This is a genomic window from Bacillus sp. JHAA (assembly GCF_036961585.1).
GTDB classification, from domain to species: Bacteria; Bacillota; Bacilli; order Bacillales; family Bacillaceae; genus Bacillus; species Bacillus velezensis.
In genome coordinates, this window is record NZ_JBAMDE010000001.1 from 192783 (window position 1) to 215800 (window position 23018).

Here is a 23018-nt window from a genome sequence, read left to right on the forward strand (position 1 = left end):
TATCTAATTATGATCGAAAAGAACAATTGAAAAAATCCACGAGATCCGTATAGCAAAACGGCTCTAATAGCAGGCTTTTAAAACCAACTAAAAACATTAAATTTTAACAGCGTGTCAAAGGAAGCCGGCATTGCAAAAGCAACGTTGTATAACAACAAGGGGTTCCGTTCGAAAATTTTAAAATTAAGAAACCAACAATCGCAAGTACCCACCCCGCAACAAGTGAAACGGGGAATGAGTGTAAGTAACAAGGACCCCCTCATTACATCCCTAAAAAGAAAACATCAAAAGCCGGAGAAGGGGTGTCCTTTTTCTTATGCCGCTAACGGTGCAGTTGAGTAAGGGGTAAAAATTCAAAAAAATAGTGATGGAATTCTTTAATAAACCTTAAACATTTCATAGTTATCTTTATAGTACGACATAATAAAGTCACGAAAATTTCTTACCGAAGAAGATAACAGCTTATGTCTCATCCAAGATAAGCCGACTGGATATGAAGCAGAGTGATCAGTCACTTTTATAAAATTCAGCCCCAATGTTCTGCAAACTGAAATAGGAAGCAACGCCACACCTTGATCCAGCTTTATAATCTCGACCAGTAAATGAGAATCTGCCTCAAATGCAATATTTGGGATGAAACCAGCTTTCTCACAAAGCGAGGCTGTAAAACCGCTATACTCTTCGTTATTAGCAAGGGTAATAAATGGTTCATCGGCGACAAGACGTAAAGAAATTTCTGTTTTACCCGTAAATCGGTGGTTTGAGGGCAAAGCCAGAACAATATCTTCATTTACCAGCACCCAACTCTCTATCTCTTCATCTTGAATCGGATGACCTGTTATTCCTAAATCAATGTCCCCTTTTTTTAAACTTGTTATGATCTCGCTTTTAACTCCGATTGCTTGGAGAATTTTTGATTGAGGAGAGCGGTTGATATATTCACTCATCAGTCCTGCAAGGAATCTTGGATTGGAAATAGATATTCTGATGGTGTCAGAAATTCGATGTTCCTCCAATTGAATTTCCGTTTGTGCATTTTCAATCTCAGTAAAAATCCTGTTTACACGTTTTAAAAGAATTTTCCCTGCTGAACTCAGCTTAATATTTCTGCCTTTTCTCTCAAACAAGGTTGTTCCCAGTTCATTCTCAAGTCTTTTTATAGTGAGACTTAAAGAAGGCTGGGCAATCTTTAATTGTTCTGCTGCTTTAGAGATATGTTCAGTATAGGCAACTGTCTGAAAGTATTTTAGCTGCAGCAATTCCATCTGTCTGCACCCCTCTCATTTATTTCAATAAATATATATATACCTTATTATGTATTGGATTAAATGTAAATGCGAATGTAAGATAATAGCATAGTTAAAGAAAAGGAAAGGGAGTCATTCAATGAAAATTGATGTGAAAGATATAGCAAAAAATTTAAATACGCCACTAACAGCCCCTGCTTATCCTATCCCAAATTATAAATTTGTTAACCGTGAATATTTAAATATTATTTACCGAACGGATGAAAAAGCTTTACGTGCAGCAGTGCCGGAACCTCTTGAAATTACTGAACCTTTAGTGAAATTCGAAGTGATGTGGATGCCCGATGTTTCCGGACTTGGTGCCTATACAGAGGCAGGACAAGTCATCCCTGTCAGCTTTAATGGTGAAGAAGGAGATTATGTACATTCTATGTATGTTGACAATTTCCCGGCTATTGCAAGCGGACGGGAACTTACTGCATATCCAAAGAAATTGGGTGCCCCTAAGCTGTATATAGACTCTGATACTCTTGTTGGCACATTGGATTATGGCAGTCTTCGTGTGGCAACTGCCACTATGGGATATAAACATTTCGAAATGGACAAGGAAAAAGCGAAAAGGGAAATTTGCCGACCTAATTTTATGGTTAAGATTGCTACTGATTACAATGGTGATTTAAGGGTTTGTGATTTGGTGCGGACGCAAATAACGAATATAGAAGTTAAAGGTGCCTGGACTGGACCGGCGCGGCTTCAATTATTTGAACATGCTCTGGCACCTCTTGCAGATTTGCCTGTATTAGAAGTTGTTTCAGCATCTCATATCCTTACAGATTTAACCTTAAATGCAGCACAGCCGGTTTATAACTACTTAGAGGAAAAATAAGGAGACGTTTACAATGAGAATTGCAGTTTTAGGAGCAGGTTCTTTAGGAACCATTGTTGGAGCATATCTGTCTGCTGGCGGAATGGATGTCGAATTGATTGATTCGTACAAAGAACATGTAGATACTCTAAATCAAATTGGTGCTAAAGTAGTTGGTACAACGGAATTTCAAGCAAAGGTGAAAGCCATTACCCCTGAAAACAAATCAGGCAAGTATGATTTAATATTACTCCTGACGAAACAATTATATAATGATTCCATCCTTAAAGAGTTACTGCCTTTTTTAAAGGATGACAGTGTAGTATGTTCCTTGCAAAACGGTATACCTGAACAGAAAGTTGCTTCGATCGTTGGTGATGAACGTGTTATTGCAGGTTCTGTTGAATTTGGTGCCACGTTTATTGAACCAGGCGTATCCAGACTTACAACTGAGTATACTCAATTTAAAGAGTACGCTTTTCAAATTGGAGAATTACATGGTGAAACAACAGAAAGAATCCAGCGTATTAAATCGGTTTTAGACCTTATCGGCGGAACACATATTTCCGATAATTTAGTTGGAACGAAGTGGTCAAAATTACTTATCAATAATGCATTCAGTGGTTTATCGGCTGCATTAAACGGAGAATACGGAGACATTCTTGACCATGAAATCGGCATTGTTAGTGCAGTCCATATCGCAGATGAGACGATTAAGGTTGGACACGCCAATGGTGTCAAATTTGCGAAAATGGGCGGCCTTGATTTAGAATCTTTGGAATTAAGAAGTGAAAATGATATTCCTGAACGTATCCAAACATTTAGGTCAGCCATGGAACCATCTAGGCTGCTAAGAGCAAGTATGCTCCAGGATCTTGAGAAAAAACGCAAAACTGAAATTGATTATATTAATGGAGTTATTCCCAAAATGGCAGAAGGTACTGGCATTTCAACACCTTTTCATGATTTGGTTGTAGCACAAGTCAAATGTGCCGAGGAATCTCAAACAGTGCCCAATTTTGATACAAATATAAAAGCATTTGAAGAGTTATTACGTATCCGAAAGGAAATGTGATATATAGGAAAGAGAGAAAGGGATTGCTGCGGCGGTCCTTTTTTCTTGGTTCAGCGAGCGGAAGAAATATACGTAAACAAACGGGTGCATTAGTTACATTAATGTTCTTCGCTATGAATTGAACGGCGCCTTTATTGATTCCTTTTCAGCAAAAAAAGCTTTCGGCACCTCTCTTTGATGCCGAAAGCTTTTTTATTGTTTTTTTCTGTGTGCTTCATTGAGCTGTTTAATATGCTGTATCGCAGCTTTGATGCCCTCTTTGGCGTCCGGGTAGGATTGATTCCAATGTTTGACGAGCGGAGGCATGCTTTTTGCGATATGTGTATACAAAATCCACTGCCTGACTTCTTCCTTTACATCCGGGTTTGTTTCGCCAAGCAATAGTTCCGTGTATTTTTCAAGCAGGCCGTCCAGCTGCTGCTGCAGTTTCTCTTCCATACCGTTCCCTTCCCTTTTCCATGATTATGACAATCGGGCGGTGAGGGCCGCTTCCTGCACGATACATCTGCCGCGTCCGTGCGGAATGCAAAGCGGCGTGCCGAACAGCGGATCTTGCGTTACCTGGCAGTTCATCGCAAAGACCTGCTGTACAAGCTCGCAAGTGATGACTTCTTCGGGACGGCCCTCTGCGTAAATCTGTTTATCCTTAATGGCGACCAGATAATGGGCATAACGGCATGCCAGATTGAGGTCGTGCAGCACCATGACGATTGTGCGTTTTTCTTTTTCATTTAATTCAAACAGCAAATCAAGAATTTCAATTTGATGCGTCATGTCGAGATAGGTTGTCGGCTCGTCAAGCAGAATGATATCCGTATCCTGAGCGAGTGTCATCGCAATCCATGCGCGCTGGCGCTGTCCGCCTGACAAGGAATCCACCGGACGGTCGGCCATTTCCTCAAGCTTCGTCGCTTTAAGCGCTTTTGCCACTGCGTCTTCGTCCTCTTTGGACCATTGCTTCAGCCAGCTTTGATAAGGGTATCTTCCCTGCTTCACAAGCTGATGCACCGTCAGGCCTTCGGGAGCTGACGGACTCTGCGGCAAAATAGCGAGCTCTCTTGCCACTTCCTTCGTCGGAAGCTTAGCGATGGCTTTTCCTTCTAAAAGCACAGAACCGCCCCTCGGTTTCATCAGCCGGGCCAATGAACGTAAAAGCGTCGATTTTCCGCAGCCGTTGCTTCCGATCAATACAGTGATTTCGCCTTTTGGAATCGCGACATCCAATTCGTCAATGATAACAGTTTCTCCGTACCCTAAGCTCAGCGTCTCTGTAGAAATTGCACTCATACCGCTAACCGCTCCTTTTTTGAGTTTCCCAACACTATGTATATAAACAAATTGCCTAAACATTCAACGTGAGATCATGATTATATTGTAACAGAAATTAATGACTCTGAATATCATTATCAATTAGTTTTGGGCAAAAAAGCAGCGGGCGGCGGTTATTTTTTTATTTCCGTCATTTCTCCATCATTCTTTTTCAGTTTCAGATAAAAATGGTCATAGCGGCTGTCCAAATTAAAAGCCGAGAGCACCTGCCGGACGACCTCGCTTTCCTGCATCCGGCTGTTTACGGCAAGTTCTCCGAGGATCATCTTCATTTCATCAAGCGCTTCCTCGCCCTCTCTGTGAACCCCTGAGAGCTTGTCCCGGATGTCAGCCTTTTCATGACCGTCTTTTCTTTCATACAAACCTTCATAGCGGTTATGCTCTCCGGCTCCGTAGCTGACGCGAAGGGAAAAGCTGCTGTAAGGAACCGGCTTCGCGGATGATACGGGTGTGCTGTCTTGTTCCGCTTCCCGTTTTTCTTCATTCAATCGGCAGCCGGCAATCAGCATCAGCGTAAGACATAAAACGCCCGCCGTTCTGATCCATTTCATGCGGTTCACTCCCATTCCATTCCGATCGTTTTTAGGTATTTCCAAGGGAGGCGGCTGTCATTCATTAAACAAAAAAGAACCGGAGCGATAACACTCCGGCCGGTTCATCTCAAGATTATCATTCAGTCAGCTCTAAAAATTCCTGCACATCCTGTACGGCAAGGCGGACCGCGTCTTCCCAAAACGACCGTTCCGTCAGATCCGCTCCAAGGTGCTTCATCGCCAAATCCTCAACAGTCATCGAAGCCGTGTCACACAAAAGCGCGATATATTTTTCTTCAAAATCCGCGTTTTCCCGAAGAGCTCTTGCATATATTCCAAGCGAAAATAAGTAACCGAACGTATACGGAAAGTTGTAAAACGGCACTCCCGTAATATGAAAATGCAGTTTCGACGCCCAGAAATGAGGGTGGTACTCCCCTAATGAATCGCAAAACGCTTCTTTCTGCGCCGCTTCCATCAGTTCATTCAGTTTCTCAGCCGGAACGACGCCCTGCTTGCGCTCTTCATAAAAACGCGTTTCAAATAAAAATCTCGCATGAATATTCATAAACATGGCTACGCTTTTTTGAATTTTATCTTCAAGCAAGAACAGCTTTTCATCCTTTGTCTCCGCTTGTTTCAAAGCGGCGTCGGCGACGATCATTTCCGCAAAGGTCGAGGCTGTTTCAGCCACATTCATAGCGTAGGCTCTGTTCAGCTGCCGCACTTGAAGCATGGCCTCCTGATGGAACGCGTGACCGAGCTCATGCGCCAGCGTCGATACATTCGAAGCGCTTCCGGAAAACGTCATAAAAATCCGGGATTCTCCGCTGTCGGGAAAGCTGGTGCAGAAACCGCCGACCCGTTTGCCGCTGCGGTCTTCCGCTTCTATCCACCGATCACGGAACGCTTTTTCCGTAAATGCGGACAGCTTTTTGCCAAACGTCGAAAATTGGCTGACGATCAGATTGGCCGCTTCATCATATGTGTATTCTTTCGGAGCCTCGCCGATCGGCGCGTCCACATCATACCAGTTCAGCCGCTCAAGCCCTAAAAGAGACGCCTTTCGATTCAGGTATTCGGCAAAAGGCTTTTTATGATCGGTAATGACCTGCCACATGACATCCAGCGTTTCTTTTTTCATCCGGTTGATCGCAAGCGGCTCTTCCAAAGCGCTTTTCCAGCCCCGCGCTTTATAGATTTCCGTGCGGAAGCCGGCCAGATGGTTCAGCGTGCTGCCGAAAAGCTCCTCTTCTCCTTTCCACGCTTCATTAAGCTCTTTGAACACTTGACGTCTGATCCGCCGGTCCGGGTGCGCCATCATATTTTCCGCTTGGCCGACCGACAGCTCTTTATCCTCAAACGGAATCTTCATTCTGCCGACAGCCGCATTATACAGGTCGCCCCATGCGTGATAGCCGTCAACGGCCAGGCCTTCAATCAGCCTTTCTTCTGAAGCGCTGAGCTTCTCTTTGACACGGTCTCTTCTCTCATTTAAAACATATGTGAGATCCTGAAGTTCCGGTTTTTGCAGCAGCTCCTCCCAGACCCGCTCGTCAATCCGGGCAAGTGTATCGTCAAGGGTGACCAGAGCGGATTTAAAATCACTGCTCAGCTGATTGATCCGCGCCCTCCATTCATTCGCTTTCTGATCATGAGTGTTCTGAGCCTGAAGACAGCCGACGAACGCTCCCGCCTGCCTGATCATGATCGCTGACCGTTCAAACCTATCAATCAGATTGATCAGCTCCCGGCTTTCATCCGCATGCGTCGGAACTGTAAATGCTTCAACCGCATGTTGAAAAGCGCTTAGATGCTTTTTGAGCTCTTGTATGTATTGCTGAAACTCTTCCGACCGGCTCCCGCCCTCAAAAATGGAGTTTAAATCCCATGTTTCCTTCAATCCCTCTAATGCCATCTTTTCTTTACCCCTTTCTATCCGAAGCTGACTCCATTATAAAACAATTCTGACATATTTCCGAACGATTTCTCCTTCTTTCTGCGAGATGTTATACACTATGAGATAAGAACAAACGGGGAGGATTATTATGAACAGAAAAATTGCCATTGTAACCGGCGCGACGAGCGGATTCGGGCTGCTGACAGCGCTGAAGCTCGCCCGGTCTTATCACGTCATCGCAACAGCCAGACAGCCGGAGAAAGCTGAAATACTGAAAGAGGCCGCCGCTCAAGCGGGTGCATCCGAACATGTTACGGTCGTTTCTTTAGATGTGACAAATGAGCAGTCGGTGTCTGACTTCGGGAACACCATCAGCGGTTTCGGACCGATTGACCTGCTCGTCAATAACGCCGGCACTGCGTACGGGGGGTTTATTGACGATGTACTGATGGAACATTACAGACAGCAGTATGAATCAAATGTATTCGGTCTGATTCACGTCACAAAAACCGTGCTGCCTTATATGCGAAAACATAGCGGGGCGAAAATCTTCAATATCAGCAGTATCAGCGGACTGACCGGTTTCCCGGCTCTATCTCCGTATGTCTCTTCCAAATTCGCGGTTGAAGGGTTTACAGAGAGCCTGCGCCTCGAACTGCTGCCTTTAGGAATTGATGCCGCTTTAATAGAACCGGGCTCCTATAAAACGTCTATATGGGAGACGTCTCTGTCCAATCATCTTACGGCACCCGGCAAAGATTCGCCCTATTACCGCTATTATCAGCAAATCGAAGCTTACTTCAAAGCCAACGCATCCAAAAGCGGGGATCCTGATGACGTAGCGGAGCTGATTTATCAATTGGCACAAAGGAAACGGCTGAAGAAACTGCGGTATCCGATCGGCAGGGGCGTTAAGCTGACATTGGCTTTCCGCTCACTCTTTCCGTGGTCTGCCTGGGAATCGATTATAAAGAAAAAGCTGTTCACTTAAACCTAAATTATAATTATTATAATTTAGTATTGATTTTTATTTAATACGTGATATAATTAAATTATCAGATCACAGGGAGGACGATGAATATGAATACACAAAACGCGAAAAAAACTGAAACTCTTGTTGAGAAATCAATGAACACACAATTATCAAACTGGTTTATCCTTTACTCTAAACTGCACCGCTTCCATTGGTATGTAAAAGGCCCTCATTTCTTTACGCTTCATGAAAAATTTGAAGAGCTGTATAACGAAGCGGCGGAAACGGCGGATGCCATCGCAGAGCGACTTCTGGCCATCGGCGGACAGCCTGCGGCGACTTTACACACTTACCTTGAACAAGCTTCCATTACGGATGAAGGCCAAGAAAAAACGGCTTCTGAAATGGTGGAATCACTGGTTCAAGACTATAAACAAATCAGCCGCGAATCAAAATTTGTTATCGGCATCGCCGAGGAACAAAATGACCCGTCAACTGCCGACCTGTTTGTCGGATTAGTTGAACAAGCGGACAAGCATGTGTGGATGCTGTCAGCCTACTTGGGAGAATGACGAAAAAAGCTGAACCTCAGTTGCAGGTTCAGCTTTTTTTATGTGTTCAGCTTGCGCTTTCGGTTTGTTTCGTTAATGTGACGTTCAGCGTCTTTTTGCTTCCGCTTCTGAGAACTTGAACAGTCGTTTTATCGCCGATTTTCAGCTGGTTATATAAGATTTGTCTGATATCTGCGCTGCTGCCGACATCTTTGCCGTTCAATTGTACAATGACGTCATTTGATTTGATGCCCGCTTTCGCAGCCGGTGAGCCGGACTGCACTTCTTTTACGTAAACACCCTTAGACAGCTGGTCGCCGAACAGTCCGAGCGTGTTTTCCTGATAGGTTTCCGGCACTTGCGCCATGTCAATCATCTGCACACCTAAAAATGGGCGCTCGACTTTTCCTTTTGCAAGCAGCTGGTCGACTATCGGTTCTACATCATTGCTCGGAATGGCAAAGCCGAGTGACTCCACGCCGTTTTCACTGACTTTCATGCTGTTGATCCCGATAACTTGGCCGCTTGAGTTGATTAACGGGCCGCCGCTGTTTCCGGGGTTAATCGCCGCATCCGTCTGAATCACGTTCATTTCCACTGTGCCTTGGGATGTATCGGCGTCTACCGTTCTGTTCAGCCCGCTGATGACACCTTGTGTGACGGTGCCGGAAAACTGCTGGCCGAGCGGGTTGCCGATGGCAATCACTTTATCGGCAATGCGGAGCTTGGAGGAATCCCCGAAGCTGGCCGCTTTTTTGACATTGGACGAGCTGATTTCCAATACAGCCAAGTCACTGATGGCATCCTTTCCGACAAGCTTTGCCGTTTCGGTTTTCCCATTGTAAAGAGTGACCGACAGTTTGTTCGCCCCTTCTACGACATGATTGTTTGTAATGATGTACGCTTTTTCGCCGTCTTTTTTGAAGATGACGCCTGACCCCGTGCCGCTTTCCGTTTCAGAGCTTGAACCGCCGTCAAGTCCGAACTGGCTGCTTTGCGAAGCTTGGTAGTTGGACACTCCGACAATCGCAGGCTCCAAATCTTCTACCATATCCGCTACACTTGAGGTATTTTTCAAAGGCGTTGACGTAAAATTCGAAGACTGAACTTGTTTCGTATCAGAAACGGCTTCTGTCTTATGCTGCTCACCCGGCAGGTTTGGCACAATGCCAAGCACGAGGCCGCCGCCGATAATGCCGCCTAAAATCGGGCTCAGCCAAGCGGCTCTCCGTTTTTTTTCTTTTTTCACGGCAGCCGTTTTTTCAAATTCCGTACCGGCCGCCGTCTCGTTTTCCGCTTCTTTCGAGACGGGCCCTTCGAGCAGCTCGGGCTCCTGATGGCTGATCTGCTGCTGTTCATTTCTGTTTTGTTCCGTATGTGAAAGATCTGACTGATCGCGGCTTCTGCCGTCATCTCGATGATCATTCATATTCACGCACACTCCTTCAGCATGTTTTCATTCTATCGATTACATATTCATCGCATGTACAAGTTCTATTGTCCCAATAATAAGGAGAAAAGCAAAGCTCCAAAACAAAATGTGTTTGAACATGTTATCTTCCCCGCTTTTTTTCTTCCTTTCTTCCCTTATACACATCATAAACAAACATTGTGGGATAAAAATGAAAAGAATATGTGAAATTATGAAAATGCGGCTTGAGTGTGTTAAAACTAGTATAATGACGTTGAAAGGATGTGAAATGCCTTGTCATACACCATTTATCTAGTTGAAGATGAGGATAACCTGAATGAACTGCTCACAAAATATTTAGAGAATGAAGGCTGGAACATTACATCTTTCACAAAAGGCGAAGATGCCAGAAAGCAGATGCAGCCGTCTCCCCACTTGTGGATTCTTGACATCATGCTTCCGGATACGGACGGCTATACATTGATAAAAGAAATAAAAGAAAAAGATCCCGATGTGCCGGTCATTTTTATTTCCGCGCGGGATGCCGATATTGACAGAGTCCTCGGGTTGGAGCTTGGAAGCAATGATTATATCGCCAAGCCTTTTTTGCCGAGAGAACTTATTATACGGGTCCAGAAGCTGCTCGAGCTCGTGTATAAAGAACAGCCCGCCGCAAAGAAAACCGGCATCACCGTTTCTTCCTACAATGTGATCGAAGATGCCCGAGAGGTTTATGATGAAACCGGCTGCCTGGTCAATTTGACGTCTAAGGAATTTGATCTGCTGCTTTTATTTCTTCACCATAAAGGACACCCCTTTTCCAGAGAAGATATCCTGCTGAAAATATGGGGCCATGATTATTTCGGCACTGACCGGGTGGTCGATGATCTTGTGCGGAGGCTGAGAAAAAAAATGCCCGGGTTAAAGGTTGAAACCATTTACGGATTCGGCTACAGGATGATGACGTCATGAAAAATAAGCCGCTTGCTTTTCAAATATGGGTGGTCATTTCAGGCATCCTCTTAGCCATTTCGATTCTGCTTCTCGTGCTGTTCTCAAATACGCTGCGTAATTTTTTCACGGATGAAACGTATACGACCATTGAAAATGAACAGCATGTACTGACGGAGTACCGGCTGCCCGGATCGATCGAGCGGGGATATTACAGCGAGGATGCGACCGCGCCGACGACTTTCCGATCCGTTCAGCACGTTCTTCTGCCGGAACGGGAGGAATCGGCCAGTGACAAAGACTTGAACTACTTTTCTTCTTCCTTTATCCATAAGGTGTACAAGCTCGCGGGCCGCCAGCACAGCGTCACGAAACGATACAGCGCGGACATCAGCGGTGAAAAAGTATTTTTCGTCATTAAAAAAGGCCTCACCATTAACGGCCAGGATGCGATGATGCTGTCTTACGCCCTTGATTCTTATCGTGATGATCTGGCATTCACCCTGTTCAAGCAGCTGCTCTTTATCATTGCCGGCGTGATTTTGTTAAGCTGGATTCCGGCGATTTGGCTTGCCAAATATCTCTCGCGCCCGCTCGTTTCCTTAGAAAAGCATGTCAAACGGATTTCAAAACAGGATTGGGATGATCCGGTCATCGTCGACAGAAAAGACGAAATCGGAAAATTAGGCCACACCATTGAAGACATGCGGAGCAAGCTGGTGCAAAAGGATGAAACGGAAAGAACGCTCCTGCAAAATATCTCTCATGATTTAAAAACGCCTGTCATGGTGATAAGGGGCTATACTCAATCAATAAAGGACGGGATTTTTCCTAAGGGGGATCTGGAAACCACAATTGATGTCATTGAAGGCGAAGCAGAAAAACTTGAGAAGAAAATTAAGGATTTATTATATTTAACGAAGCTTGATTATTTAATGAAGCAGCGGGTGCACCATGAGACATTTGACATTGTGAAGGTCACGGAAGAAGTCATTGAACGGCTCAAATGGGCCCGGAAGGAATTATCGTGGACCGTTGAAACAGAAGATGCATTAATGATGCCCGGTGATCCGGAACAATGGAGCAAACTTCTTGAAAACATTCTCGAAAATCAAATCCGCTATGCAGAAACGGCGATTCACATTCGGATCAGCCAAAATCAGCAGCAGATTGTCATGACGGTTGAAAATGACGGGCCTCCGATTGAGGATGAGATGCTATCCAGCTTGTACGAGCCTTTTAATAAAGGGAAGAAAGGCGAGTTCGGCATAGGACTCAGCATCGTAAAACGGATTTTAACCCTGCATAAAGCATCAATTTCAATTGAAAATGACCAATCGGGTGTAATCTACCGAATTATCATACCAAAGTAGACTGTAGTGTTTCATTGCAGTCTTTTTTATGTGAAGGAATAGCCGTTAAAATCTCTGTAGTTTGCTTTCAGCGGTTTTTGGCATTGATGAACCCATTTCTTTTCACAAATTGTCTTTTTCGGATATTTCACCTTTTCGACTTTAATTCCTCTGTTTCGCAAGCGGCTGATCATTTCATCTAATTCTTTCATTTTCAGATTCACCCTTTCGCCAGAACTTTGACCATTCGGTCAGCTCACTTTATAATATAAATAAAACAAAACAAAAAAACAAGTTACAATCAGGTTAAATTTACGGAATATCAATATGACCATATAGTCATACATGAGAAGCACAAGCCAGCCTCCTGGCTCCGAAAGGGTGGAACCATTGAAGGAAAAAGAAAAGCTGATCATTGAAGCAGCAATTAAACTGTTTGCCCGAAAAGGGTACAAATCTACATCGGTTCAGGAAATCGCCGATGAATGCAAAATCTCAAAAGGCGCTTTTTATCTAAACTTTCCTTCCAAAGAAGCACTGCTTCTATCCATGCTGAATTACTACTATGATAAAACGTTTACCCGAATCACGACGATCCAAACGGAGGGTGACAGTCCGAGAGCCGCTTACCAAAAACAGCTTGCGGTGTTTTACGAATCGATTCTCGCCCATCAGGATTTTATAACCGTGCAGATGAAAGACGGTTCACTTCCTTATACCGAAGAAGCGGCGCAGTGCGGAAAGAGAATCCGCCGGTCGATCCTGCAGTTTCATATCGACAGTCTTCTTGCGATTTACGGAGAAAAAGTTGAACCATACACAGCCGAGCTTTGTTTTTTAATAGAAGGAATCAGTCAGATGTATCTTGAATATCTCATTCTGACCGGCCGGTCCGTACAGCCTTCGCTTTTGGCAAATACCGTGATTCACAGAATTGATGACATCGTAAACGGAATGGCGGACAGACATGATGAAGCGTTTATTTCTCTTGATGAGGCAAGCTCACTGTTTGGCCCCCTTCATAACGGGCAGCCCGATCCTTTAAGCCAATCGATCTTGCAGACCCTCCGCACGCGCATCGGCACGATGGACAAGACGCAAGCATCTGAATTCACCGAGAGCTTGGATATTCTGGAAGCGGAAATGAAGAAAAAGTCGCCGAAACCGGCAATCATCAAAGGAATGATTTTGAATTTGAAGGAATCCGACCTGCTGGCTGAAGATGCAGAACAGCTCAGATTTTTACTGAAACAGCAGTTTATTTAGAAGAACGGCCGCAATGACTGCAGCCGTTCTTTCTTTTTATGCTTTCGGGTGCACCATATCTTCCGGACGCACCATTTCATTAAATTGTTCTTCTGTCAGAAGGTTCAGCTGTAATGCCGCTTCTTTCAGCGTCAAGCCTTCTTTGTGGGCAAGCTTGGCGATTTTCGCGGCGTTTTCATAACCGATGTGCGGGTTAAGCGCCGTAACAAGCATTAATGAGTTAGAGAGATTTTCCTGAATCGTCTCTTGGTTCGGCTCAATACCGACAGCGCATTTGTCATGGAAGGAATTCATTCCGTCACTGAGCAGCTGCACGGTCTGCAGGAAGTTATAGATAATAACCGGTTTGAAGACATTCAGCTCAAAGTTTCCTTGGCTGGCCGCAAATCCGATTGTCGCGTCATTTCCCATCACTTGCGCGGCGATCATTGTCAGCGCCTCACTTTGCGTCGGGTTGACTTTGCCCGGCATGATAGAACTTCCCGGCTCATTTTCAGGAATGACGATTTCGCCGATTCCGCAGCGCGGGCCGCTTGCCAGCCATCTGACATCGTTGGCAATCTTCATCAGGTCGGCAGCCAATGCTTTTAACGCGCCGTGAACGTGAGTGATTTCATCATGGCTTGTGAGCGCATGGAATTTGTTAGGAGAACTCTTGAATGTCTGCCCCGTTACTTTTGTGATTTCTTCCGCGACGAATTCACCGAACTGCGGATGGGCGTTGATTCCCGTGCCGACTGCCGTGCCTCCGATGGCAAGCGCGCGGATTTTTTCCGTTGACTCAAGAATCATTTCTTTAGAACGGTCAAGCATGTATACCCAGCCGCTGATTTCCTGTCCGAGCGTCAGCGGAGTGGCGTCCTGCAAATGCGTGCGTCCGATTTTCACAATATCCTGATAAGCTTTCGCTTTTTCATCAAGCGTCGCGCGCAGCTGATCAAGCGCCGGAACGAGCTGCTCATATACGGCAAGAACCGCCGCAACGTGCATCGCCGTCGGGAATGTATCGTTTGAGCTTTGGCTGCGGTTGACGTCATCATTCGGATGAATCTTCAGCTCGGAATTTTTTTCTTTCAATAAAGCAGTCGCGCGGTTGGCCACCACTTCATTCATGTTCATGTTGCTTTGCGTGCCGCTTCCCGTCTGCCAGACAACGAGCGGAAAGTTATCGTCGTATTTGCCGTTTAAAACATCGTCACATACAGCGGCAATCGCCTGTGCTTTTTCAGACTCTAAGTTGCCGAGGCGTTCGTTGGCGATCGCTGTGCTTCTTTTCAATATTGCAAACGCCTTCACAACACGCTGAGGCATTTTTTCTGAACCGATTTTGAAGTTCTCTTTGCTGCGCTGTGTCTGAGCGCCCCAAAATTTATCTGCCGGAACTTTAACTTCTCCCATGGTGTCTTTTTCAATTCTGTAGTCCATTTATGTATCCCTCCATAACAGTTGCTTCACCCTGAGTATTATTCGCCAGTAACAGATGAAACCCTTTTTATTTTTCGGCCTTGGCCGTTTTTAATTTCAGCTCAAGATAGACGCGCGAATCCTTAGAGTATTTATACTTCGGATTTGTTTTACGGTATTCTTTCGACGTGTAAGCCACTTCGTAATGCGCTTCAAATGATTTGATGAGCTGTTCAATTTCTTCGGCATTTCCTGCCAGTCTGACTTGTGCCACATCTCTCCTCCGCTTTCATAAAAAAACTTGTACCATTAAATACTTTATCATAGTATATCATTTTTTTAACAGGAAAAGATAACCTCAATTAAGGATTGGAAGGCGGGTGACTGTCGATGGCGCAATCGGAATTCAAGGAATACATACACGTTAATCTGGCACTGGTGCTTCCCCACGTAGAGCAGAATGATGACCTGGTTCAAAATAAAAAGATGCTTCCGAACGGGCTTGTTTTTTATTATATGTATCTGAGTGAAATGAACGACGAAGACAAAATAAAAGAGGCGATTGAAACGCTTCTTCAGGAGGAAGACACTCTGACGCTGGATACGGTGACGAAACGTCTTGATAAGATCGACGCCCGTCCCGTCTTTACGTCGAAGGAAGCCGTCATCTCCATTCTGCGGGGAAAATGCGCCGTGTTTATTAACGGACTTGACAGCGTATACATTTTGTCCACGGGAAAAAGAGAAAAAAGAAGCGTGAATGAACCCACATCCGAAAAGGTCGTAAGAGGTCCGAAAATCGCCTTCATAGAAGATTCTGATACAAACGTCGCCATGATCAGGCAGCGCACGAACCATCCGAAGCTGAAAACGAAAAAGGTTCCGATCGGAGAAAATAAGTTAAAATACGCCACGGTCATGTACATAGATGATAAGGCGGACCCGTCTGTCGTCAGCGATGTTGTAAAGCGCCTCAGCGAAGTGAAGATGGACGACATCCAGGATTCCGGAACGCTTGAGGAGCTTATTGAGGATAATAAGTATTCGCCCTTTCCGCAAATACAAAATACGGAACGGCCTGATAAAGTCTCTTCCGCCTTGTTCAACGGCCGCGTCGCCATCCTTGTCGACAACTCGCCGTTTGCGCTGGTGGTTCCGGCTTCTTTAGGAATTTTAATGCAGTCTCCCGATGATTATTATGAACGGTGGATTTCCGCCTCGCTCATCCGGGTGCTGCGGTTTACGTCTATTTTTATTACGCTGTTTTTTTCGTCCATTTATATCGCCCTCGTTTCGTTTCACCAAGGGCTGCTGCCGACATCGCTTGCAGTCACCATCGCGGCGAACAGAGAAAACGTTCCCTTCCCGCCTATCATTGAAGCGATGGTAATGGAAATTACGATAGAGCTGCTGAGAGAAGCGGGCTTGAGGCTTCCCAGCCCGCTCGGCCAGACGATCGGATTGGTGGGCGGGGTCGTCATCGGCCAGGCGGCCGTTGAAGCGAATATTGTCAGCTCCATCATGGTCATCGTGGTCAGCATTGTCGCGCTCGCTTCATTTACGGTGCCGCAGTACGGGATGGGTCTGTCGTTCCGTGTGCTCCGTTTCATTTCGATGTTTACCGCGGCAGCTTTCGGGCTGTACGGCATGATTTTATTTATGCTGGCGATCTACACTCATTTATCGAGACAGCGAAGCTTCGGTTCTCCGTATTTCTCGCCGAATGGATTTTTCAGCTTAAAAAACGCAAACGACTCTATTCTCCGTCTCCCTATTAAAAATCAACCAAAAGAGGCGAAAAACGTAAATGAGCCAGAAAACAACTCACAATAAGCTTACAAGCTATCAAGGGACAGCATTGATTTCAAACACGATGCTCGGCGCGGGACTCCTCACCATGCCGCGGGCGCTGTCATCAAGGGCAAATTCGCCGGACGGCTGGATCGCGTTATGTCTGGAAGGCGTCATCTTTATCTTTTTGATTTATCTCAATACGCTCATTATGAAAAAGCATCAGTACGGATCATTATTTGATTATATGAATGAAGGACTCGGCAAATGGGCGGGAAATATCGTCAATCTTATGATCTGTCTCTATTTTATAGGAGTCGCCAGCTTCGAAGCCCGGGCGATGGCGGAAATGGTCAAGTTCTTTTTATTGGAAAGAACGCCCGTGCCGGTCACGCTGTTTATCTTTATCGCCTGTTCCGTTTATTTAATTATCGGCGGCATGAGCGATATCGGCAGGCTCTTTCCTTTCTATTTAACGATTACGATCATTATTTTGCTGGTGGTGTTTTCTTTCAGCTTTAAAATATTTGATCTCGATAACCTGCGGCCGGTGCTCGGGCAGGGGTTTTCTCCCGTTATGGCTTCCTTGACCGTCGTTTCTGTTTCCTTCTTGGGAATTGAGATTATGCTGTTTCTCCCCGAGTACCTCAAAAATAAAAAGCACACATTCCGCGTGTCGGCCATGGGCTTTGGCATCCCGATTATTTTATACATCATTACCTACGTTCTCGTCGTCGGCGCCTTAACCACCCAAGATGTCAAAACAATGATCTGGCCTACGATCGCGCTCTTTCAATCATTTGAAATCAAAGGGCTTTTTATCGAAAGGTTCGAGTCCTTTTTGCTTGTTGTCTGGATCATCCAGTTTTTCGCCACCTATGTATCATACGGATATTTCGCGACTTCAGCTCTTAATAAAATTTTCGGGCTGAAGCAGAAAAAGGGCGTCATCTTCGTAGGCATCGCGACATTCCTCGGATCATTGATGCCAAAAGACGCTAACAAGCTGATGCTGTTCAGTGATATTCTCGGCTATATCTTCTTGGTTTTCTTTTTGCTGCCTTTACTGATGTTTGGAGTCGTCGCTGTGAAAAGGAAGGTGAAAAAAGCGCAATGAAGACATACATCGTAATCATCCTTTGCACATTGCTTTTGGCCGGCTGCTGGGACAGCCGCAATTTAGAAGACTTGAGCCTCGTTATCGGAGTCGGGCTCGATAAACCCGAGGAAGAAAATGTGGAAGTGACACAGCAGATTCTGGTTCCGCAAAAAGCAAGTTCCCAGCAGTCGTCGTCAGGCAATACGACAAAGGTGACTTCCACTCCCGGGGAAACCGTCCATCAAGCTTTAAGGACGGCATCGTTAAAAAATCACCCCGCATTCTCCCAGCACTTGCGCATCATGCTGTTTTCCGAAGCGCTGTTAAAGGATCACATCCCGCTTGACGCATTGATGAACCAATTTATCAGGGACAACGGTACGAGAAGAAGCTGCAATGTGATGACGGTGCCGGATAAAACGAAAGATATTTTCAAAATCAGTGACCAGGGAGAACCTGCGTCAAATACGATCTATGACTTAACGGAGAATAATTCGGTCACCATCCGGATGATGGCGCCCGTGACATTGGGGGAAATATCAGAGAAAATCGCCAAAGGCGAGACCTTTGCCCTTCCTCAAGTGCGCCAAGTGGGCAGCAGACTGGAAATCTGGGGCGCTACCATTATTAAAAATAAATTCTGGTATGCGAATTTAACGCCTTTACAAGTCCAGAATATGAACCTGTTCACAGGCACGGTAAAGGGAGGCGTCACGTTTGCAAAGCATGACAATCATTATTTATCCTTCGAAGTATTTTCCAGCAAATATAATGTAAAAACAAAATATAAAAATGGAAAATTCAAGTTTATCGTAACCCGGTTTGTTGAAGGCCGTCTGTCTGAGGATTGGAACCCGAAAGAAGATTCTTTCAAGGAGTCCTATATAAATGAAATCAAAAACGCGGTAAAACGCAGCATTCATTCAGATGTCATGGCATTCATTGATTACATGCAGCATGAGTTGAAAGTGGATATTACCGGGTTAGGCGATCAAGTCCGGATTCATTATCCCGATAAATGGAAAAAGATATCCTCTGACTGGGATCATCACTTCAGTGAATCGGATATTGAATACAAAGTCAAAGTCGCCATCAGGGATTTCGGAACAAAGGGAATGTCCCAATGACCCCGTCCCTCGGGAGAGTGTGCTGGCGCCGCTCTCCTTTTCTTATGTCACGAGATGATTGCGGTGGGCATATACGGCTGCCTGCGTGCGGTCACTGACATCAAGCTTTGACAATATATTCGTAATGTGGGTTTTCACCGTTTTAATCGTAATGAACAGCTCTTCACCAATCTCTTTATTCGTCTTGCCTTCCGCGACGAGACAGAGGATTTCCAGTTCTCTTTTTGTCAGCGTTTCATGCGGAAGCTGATTCTCTGAATGGCGCAGCCTTGACAGCACTTTTCCCGCCACCTTCGATTCAAGCTTCGGTTCGCCCTTGGCAGCCGCTCTGATGGCTTCGGCTATTTCTGCCGCCTTGGACGTTTTCAGCAAATAGCTGAGCGCTCCCGCTTCGATCACCGGATACACTTTGTCGTCATCAATGAAGCTCGTCAGCACGATGATTTTCGGATCATTGAGTGTCGCGCAGATCTGTTTTGTCGCTTCGATGCCGTCCATGCCGTCCATGACAAGGTCCATTAAAATCACATCCGGCAAAAGCGCTGCGGCCAGATCGACGCCCTGCTGCCCGTCTGATGCTTCACCGGCGACTTCAATGTCCGGCTGTGCTTCTAAAAATGCGGCCAGACCCATCCTGACCATTTCATGATCATCAATCAGTAACACTCGAATCACTGTCGTTCTCTCCTTTTGTTTTCTGATAAATCGGGACTTTCACGTCGATCTGCGTGCCTTTTCCCTTTACGGAGATAATTTCCGCTATGCCGCCGATTTCACTCGCTCTTTCCTTGATGGAATGCAGGCCGTATGAGGATGCTTTCACTTGATCCATCGTAAAACCCGCCCCGTTATCAATGACTTTAAGCTGAAGTTTTTGATGTTTCGCGCCGAGCCTGACGGTGACCTTGGTCGCCTTTGAATGTCTGAAAACGTTGGAAAGCGCCTCCTGCACGATGCGGAACAGATGGTCTTCAACGCCTTTTGACACACCCGTATCGCTGATGTCCCACTCAATATCCAGCGGCTGCTTCGCTTTGAACTCTTTTAACAGCTCAATCAGCCCTTCTTTTAAGCCTTTTCCTTCTAAAGTGACGGGCCGCAAATGCAATAGCAGCGCTCTCATCTCGTTTTGCGCTTCCCCCGCCATATGTTCAACCATGCGAATCCGTTTGACGATTTTGTCATCCGCATCTTTCACCTGCTCTAAGACGGCGGATGTCATCATAGAAATGGCAAAGAGCTGCTGGCTGACGGCATCGTGCAGATCGCGCGCCAGCCGCTGGCGTTCTTCAGTGATGACTGATTTTTTCATTTGATCTTGCCATTCCGCCCGCTCGTTGGAGAGCTTTTGCAGCGATGTGACCTGGAGCTCGACCCGCTTGGCCATTTCGTTGAGCTGGTCTGCCGCCAGACCGATTTCATCATCGCCGAGCGGCGGCACCCGATAAGCAAAATTGCCGTTTTCAAATTTCAAAACCGCTTCAATCAGTGTATCCATTCTTGTTTTCAGGCGGCCGCCATATACATAACCGGAAATCAACCCCGCCGAAAGAGACGCCAGAAGCAGGATGACCACAAACGGAATACCGAACCAGCCGGAAGAAAACAGCAGCATCGGGTCAAGCCCGTAATACAGCAGCATCAGCGTAATAAACACCGCGCAAAGGAGCAGACTGAGTCCCGCGGTCATCCGCATGGCGCGCCACTGAATATTGGCGAGTAATTTTTTCCTCATAAATACTTCACATCCACATCGCCGATGAATAACGAAATTGAAATTTTAATCCGCCGCGGCGAGTCGCCGTACTCAGACGATACTTTATACAGATTCGGGCTCATGCCGCTTTTCTTAGAGCCGAGCAGGTTCATATCGCCGATAAAAGCCGATGAACTGACGGACACTTCGACATCCGGCGGGACGTACACATCGACATTGCCGATGACACCGCTGATGGTCATCGTGCTTTCTCCTTCGGGAATCATCGCTTTTGACAAATCAATTTTCACATCGCCGATGAATCCGGAAACATTTAAATCATTCAGCTCAAACGGGTCCTTCATCATCCGGAGCTCGCCGATAAAAAAGCTGCGGAGGTCCGGCTGTCTGCTTTCCGTCTGGGCGGAAGGCTTTGGCTGCTCTTCTTTTTCAAGATTGATTTTCTTCTCTTTATGTTCATACACGCGCTTTCCTTTCAGGAGCCTGTAGCCCGCGTATATGAGAAAGGCGGCGAAGGCATAGCCGAACAGGTTAAAGGTGGCGCTGAACAGGTTCCTCAAAAATAAAAAAGCGGCAAAGATATACAGGACGGAGCCGAGCCAGCCGCGGGAATATTTATTAAAAATATAACCTGTAATCAGAAAAAAGAGCGGCCAAAACAAGAAGTCGCCGATGCCGATAATACGCAAAAACATGCTGACGCCTAATAAGGCGATGATAAGTCCGAGAATCTGTTTTTTTGCCATCAGCTGCTTGCCCCTCCTTTCCTTGACTATTGCAGTGCAATATTGCCGCTCGTCACTTTTATATCAATCGGCCTGGCGCCGCTGCCTTTCATGCCGGTAAATGCCCCGCCTTCCTTACTCGTTTTCTCAAAGGAATAAGACGGCCGGATCCTTCCGCTTGCCGTCTCGGCGTTCACCGTAAAACTTCCGTCTTTCGGCAGGCTGATCGCTGCGCTGCCGCTCGCAAGCCTGACGGATACGGGAGCATCCGCCGTCTCAAGCGAGGCGTCGACACTGCCGGAAGCGACCCGCACGTCAAGGGCGCCCGCCACATGTTGAAGCCCGACATGTCCCGAGGATAAGCGGACAGCCCCCGTTTTTGCCGCAAGGCCTGCTGCTGTGAGATTGCCCGACAGCCCCTTCGCTTCAAACACATCCGTCTTCACGTGCTTCAGCGACATGTTCCCGCTTACAGAACGGACGACGAGGTGCGCAAGAGACAGCCCCTTGTTTCCGTCAACGGCAATGCTGCCGCTTGATGTATGGACGGTGATGTCCCGATGATAATCATACGGAATGCGGACAATCAGCAGAGGACGCTGAAAGAGATTCAGAAATTGGAACCCTTTCTCCTTCGCTTTAAGATTGAGGGTCTTTCCCCTGCTTTGGACAAACATTTTCCCCGCCGGTCCCGTCATGTTTGCCGCGATATCATTCCGCGCTTCCGCGATGATTTTTACATCCGTCTGTTCCGATGAAACCGACAGGCTGTTGACGGCACGCGGCGGTATGCTTGCCGATTCCGCTTCTGTTTCGTACAGCGGAAAAAAACGCCCGGCAAACACTTCTTTCACCAAAAACAGACAGCAGATCAGAACGGACGCCGCCATCAGTCCTTTGGCAATCTTACGCTTCATTACGTTCCATCCTTTTTCATTCATTTTATTATAAAGGAAAAGCCGGAGAATTGATACGTGCGTATAGGGAAGAGGCGTAAACGCGCCGATCTTCCCTTGTGCACATTATTCATGAGCCGCTTTTTGACGCTCTGTTTTTTCCAGAGAAAGCGAGCGCATTTTTTCAATCTCAGCTTCCACCTCGTCTGAATATTGGGAGCGGCTGTATTCTGTGTTCGCCTCAGCTGAAGTGCCGTATTTGACGCGGACTTCCATTTCTTCAATGCGGCTTTCCATTCGAAGGAACTCTCTGTAGGCGCTTTCGCTGTCAATTTTGTCGAAAGAAGCGTTCATATGTTCCTTCGCATTTGCCGCGTTCGCGCGGGCGATGAGCGCCTGTTTTTTATCCTTTACGTCGCGAAGGCGCGTTTCTAAAGTTTCCAGCTGCTCTTTCAGCTCTGCCAGCTGTGTTTTCGCCTGCTCATACGCTTTTTCATGTTCGGCCGCTTTTCCCTCAAGGTATTTCATTTCAGTCAGCGCCTTTTTCGCCAGCTCCTCTTCCCCGGCGTCAAAAGCAAGCTGAGCCTGGTTTTTCCGTTTTGCCGCCGTTTCGGAGGCGTCTTCCTGTTTTTTCTTAAACTGATGGACAATCGTGTGCTGTTTGACAATTGTTTGTTTCGCCTTAGCGATGTCACTTTCCATATCACGCACATATTGATTCAGCATGACTTTCGGATTTTCTAATTTATCAAGCCCTTCGTTAACAGATGCGACGAACATATTTCTTATTCTTTTTAAGACCATTT

23 protein-coding genes and 2 pseudogenes are annotated in these 23018 nt (G+C 46.1%); 11 read left to right on the forward strand and 14 right to left on the reverse strand.

What is annotated here, in order from left to right:
- Nucleotides 1-96 precede the first annotated feature (96 nt).
- Nucleotides 97-342, forward strand: a pseudogene (locus V7728_RS20445) (hypothetical protein); the annotation flags it as partial.
- 35 nt (nt 343-377) lie between these two features.
- Here V7728_RS20445 and V7728_RS00995 read toward each other — a convergent pair.
- The gene (locus tag V7728_RS00995) at nt 378-1265 is read right to left on the reverse strand and encodes a LysR family transcriptional regulator (RefSeq protein ID WP_076424502.1); all 888 of its coding nucleotides are present in this window, start codon (nt 1263-1265) and stop codon (nt 378-380) included.
- Between the two features lie 121 nt (nt 1266-1386).
- On the opposite strand from V7728_RS00995, the gene V7728_RS01000 reads away from it, so the two are divergent.
- The gene (locus V7728_RS01000; RefSeq protein ID WP_012118395.1) at nt 1387-2133 is read left to right on the forward strand and encodes an acetoacetate decarboxylase; all 747 of its coding nucleotides are present in this window, start codon (nt 1387-1389) and stop codon (nt 2131-2133) included.
- 13 nt (nt 2134-2146) lie between these two features.
- Nucleotides 2147-3187: a ketopantoate reductase family protein gene (locus V7728_RS01005; RefSeq protein WP_025285238.1), complete on the forward strand. Its 1041-nt coding sequence runs from the start codon at nt 2147-2149 to the stop codon at nt 3185-3187.
- Between the two features lie 192 nt (nt 3188-3379).
- Here V7728_RS01005 and V7728_RS01010 read toward each other — a convergent pair.
- The 4 genes and pseudogenes from V7728_RS01010 to V7728_RS01025 form a co-directional block, all read right to left on the reverse strand.
- Nucleotides 3380-3647, reverse strand: a pseudogene (locus tag V7728_RS01010) (YusU family protein).
- A 2-nt stretch (nt 3648-3649) separates the two neighbouring features.
- On the reverse strand, nt 3650-4474 hold the full coding sequence (locus V7728_RS01015) for an ABC transporter ATP-binding protein (protein WP_012118397.1): 825 nt from the start codon (nt 4472-4474) through the stop codon (nt 3650-3652).
- Between the two features lie 155 nt (nt 4475-4629).
- A complete protein-coding gene (locus V7728_RS01020) occupies nt 4630-5067 on the reverse strand; it encodes a YusW family protein (protein ID WP_012118398.1) in 438 nt (145 codons plus the stop codon).
- A 118-nt stretch (nt 5068-5185) separates the two neighbouring features.
- Complete coding sequence (locus tag V7728_RS01025; protein WP_025285241.1) at nt 5186-6967, reverse strand: M3 family oligoendopeptidase; 1782 nt, start codon at nt 6965-6967, stop codon at nt 5186-5188.
- A gap of 130 nt (nt 6968-7097) precedes the next feature.
- Between V7728_RS01025 and V7728_RS01030 the strand changes: the two genes are divergently transcribed.
- Both V7728_RS01030 and V7728_RS01035 read left to right on the forward strand, forming a co-directional pair.
- Nucleotides 7098-7940 (forward strand): oxidoreductase, encoded by an 843-nt coding sequence (locus V7728_RS01030; RefSeq protein ID WP_012118400.1) that lies wholly within the window; start codon nt 7098-7100, stop codon nt 7938-7940.
- Nucleotides 7941-8029: 89 nt separating this feature from the next.
- Nucleotides 8030-8494 (forward strand): Dps family protein, encoded by a 465-nt coding sequence (locus V7728_RS01035; protein ID WP_063094408.1) that lies wholly within the window; start codon nt 8030-8032, stop codon nt 8492-8494.
- Between the two features lie 46 nt (nt 8495-8540).
- On the opposite strand, the gene V7728_RS01040 is transcribed toward V7728_RS01035, so the two are convergent.
- The gene (locus V7728_RS01040; protein ID WP_025285242.1) at nt 8541-9902 is read right to left on the reverse strand and encodes a S1C family serine protease; all 1362 of its coding nucleotides are present in this window, start codon (nt 9900-9902) and stop codon (nt 8541-8543) included.
- 276 nt (nt 9903-10178) lie between these two features.
- On the opposite strand from V7728_RS01040, the gene V7728_RS01045 reads away from it, so the two are divergent.
- Nucleotides 10179-10856, forward strand: a complete 678-nt coding sequence (locus V7728_RS01045) for a response regulator transcription factor (RefSeq protein WP_015240551.1) — start codon at nt 10179-10181, stop codon at nt 10854-10856.
- Nucleotides 10853-12208 (forward strand): sensor histidine kinase, encoded by a 1356-nt coding sequence (locus tag V7728_RS01050; protein ID WP_032876591.1) that lies wholly within the window; start codon nt 10853-10855, stop codon nt 12206-12208. Before V7728_RS01045 ends, V7728_RS01050 begins: the two co-directional genes overlap by 4 nt.
- Nucleotides 12209-12234: 26 nt before the next feature.
- Here V7728_RS01050 and spxO read toward each other — a convergent pair whose 3' ends face one another.
- Nucleotides 12235-12399: an anti-adapter protein SpxO gene (gene spxO / locus V7728_RS01055; RefSeq protein ID WP_003151811.1), complete on the reverse strand. Its 165-nt coding sequence runs from the start codon at nt 12397-12399 to the stop codon at nt 12235-12237.
- A 178-nt stretch (nt 12400-12577) separates the two neighbouring features.
- Here spxO and V7728_RS01060 point away from each other — a divergent pair, with 178 nt between their 5' ends.
- Complete coding sequence (locus V7728_RS01060; protein ID WP_025285243.1) at nt 12578-13453, forward strand: TetR/AcrR family transcriptional regulator; 876 nt, start codon at nt 12578-12580, stop codon at nt 13451-13453.
- Between the two features lie 36 nt (nt 13454-13489).
- Here the strand turns inward: V7728_RS01060 and fumC are convergent, their stop codons facing one another.
- Together fumC and V7728_RS01070 are read right to left on the reverse strand one after the other, a co-directional pair.
- Nucleotides 13490-14878 carry a class II fumarate hydratase gene (gene fumC / locus V7728_RS01065; protein ID WP_007410064.1) on the reverse strand — a complete coding sequence of 463 codons (1389 nt, stop codon included), beginning with the start codon at nt 14876-14878 and terminating at the stop codon, nt 13490-13492.
- A 67-nt stretch (nt 14879-14945) separates the two neighbouring features.
- Nucleotides 14946-15131 (reverse strand): YvzF family protein, encoded by a 186-nt coding sequence (locus V7728_RS01070; protein WP_003151806.1) that lies wholly within the window; start codon nt 15129-15131, stop codon nt 14946-14948.
- Nucleotides 15132-15247: 116 nt separating this feature from the next.
- On the opposite strand from V7728_RS01070, the gene V7728_RS01075 reads away from it, so the two are divergent.
- Genes V7728_RS01075 through V7728_RS01085 form a run of 3 tightly spaced genes read left to right on the forward strand, consistent with a single transcriptional unit; the run spans nt 15248 to nt 18874 of the window.
- Entirely contained in the window at nt 15248-16690 is a 1443-nt protein-coding gene (locus V7728_RS01075; protein WP_012118404.1) for a spore germination protein, read from the forward strand.
- A complete protein-coding gene (locus V7728_RS01080) occupies nt 16665-17765 on the forward strand; it encodes a spore germination protein (RefSeq protein ID WP_025285244.1) in 1101 nt (366 codons plus the stop codon). The genes V7728_RS01075 and V7728_RS01080 overlap by 26 nt, the downstream gene beginning before the upstream one ends.
- The gene (locus tag V7728_RS01085) at nt 17762-18874 is read left to right on the forward strand and encodes a Ger(x)C family spore germination protein (RefSeq protein ID WP_012118406.1); all 1113 of its coding nucleotides are present in this window, start codon (nt 17762-17764) and stop codon (nt 18872-18874) included. Before V7728_RS01080 ends, V7728_RS01085 begins: the two co-directional genes overlap by 4 nt.
- Before the next feature lie 42 nt (nt 18875-18916).
- Here V7728_RS01085 and V7728_RS01090 read toward each other — a convergent pair whose 3' ends face one another.
- The 5 genes from V7728_RS01090 to liaH form a co-directional block, all read right to left on the reverse strand.
- Nucleotides 18917-19549, reverse strand: coding sequence for a response regulator transcription factor (locus tag V7728_RS01090; protein ID WP_059367854.1), 633 nt, complete (start codon nt 19547-19549; stop codon nt 18917-18919).
- On the reverse strand, nt 19527-20609 hold the full coding sequence (gene liaS, locus V7728_RS01095; protein ID WP_003151796.1) for a two-component system sensor histidine kinase LiaS: 1083 nt from the start codon (nt 20607-20609) through the stop codon (nt 19527-19529). The genes V7728_RS01090 and liaS overlap by 23 nt, the downstream gene beginning before the upstream one ends.
- On the reverse strand, nt 20606-21337 hold the full coding sequence (gene liaF / locus V7728_RS01100) for a cell wall-active antibiotics response protein LiaF (RefSeq protein ID WP_015240555.1): 732 nt from the start codon (nt 21335-21337) through the stop codon (nt 20606-20608). The genes liaS and liaF overlap by 4 nt, the downstream gene beginning before the upstream one ends.
- Nucleotides 21338-21363: 26 nt before the next feature.
- Complete coding sequence (gene liaG, locus V7728_RS01105) at nt 21364-22233, reverse strand: LiaG family protein (RefSeq protein WP_025285245.1); 870 nt, start codon at nt 22231-22233, stop codon at nt 21364-21366.
- Between the two features lie 105 nt (nt 22234-22338).
- Entirely contained in the window at nt 22339-23016 is a 678-nt protein-coding gene (gene liaH, locus V7728_RS01110) for a stress responsive protein LiaH (RefSeq protein ID WP_007410057.1), read from the reverse strand.
- Nucleotides 23017-23018: the final 2 nt, after the last annotated feature.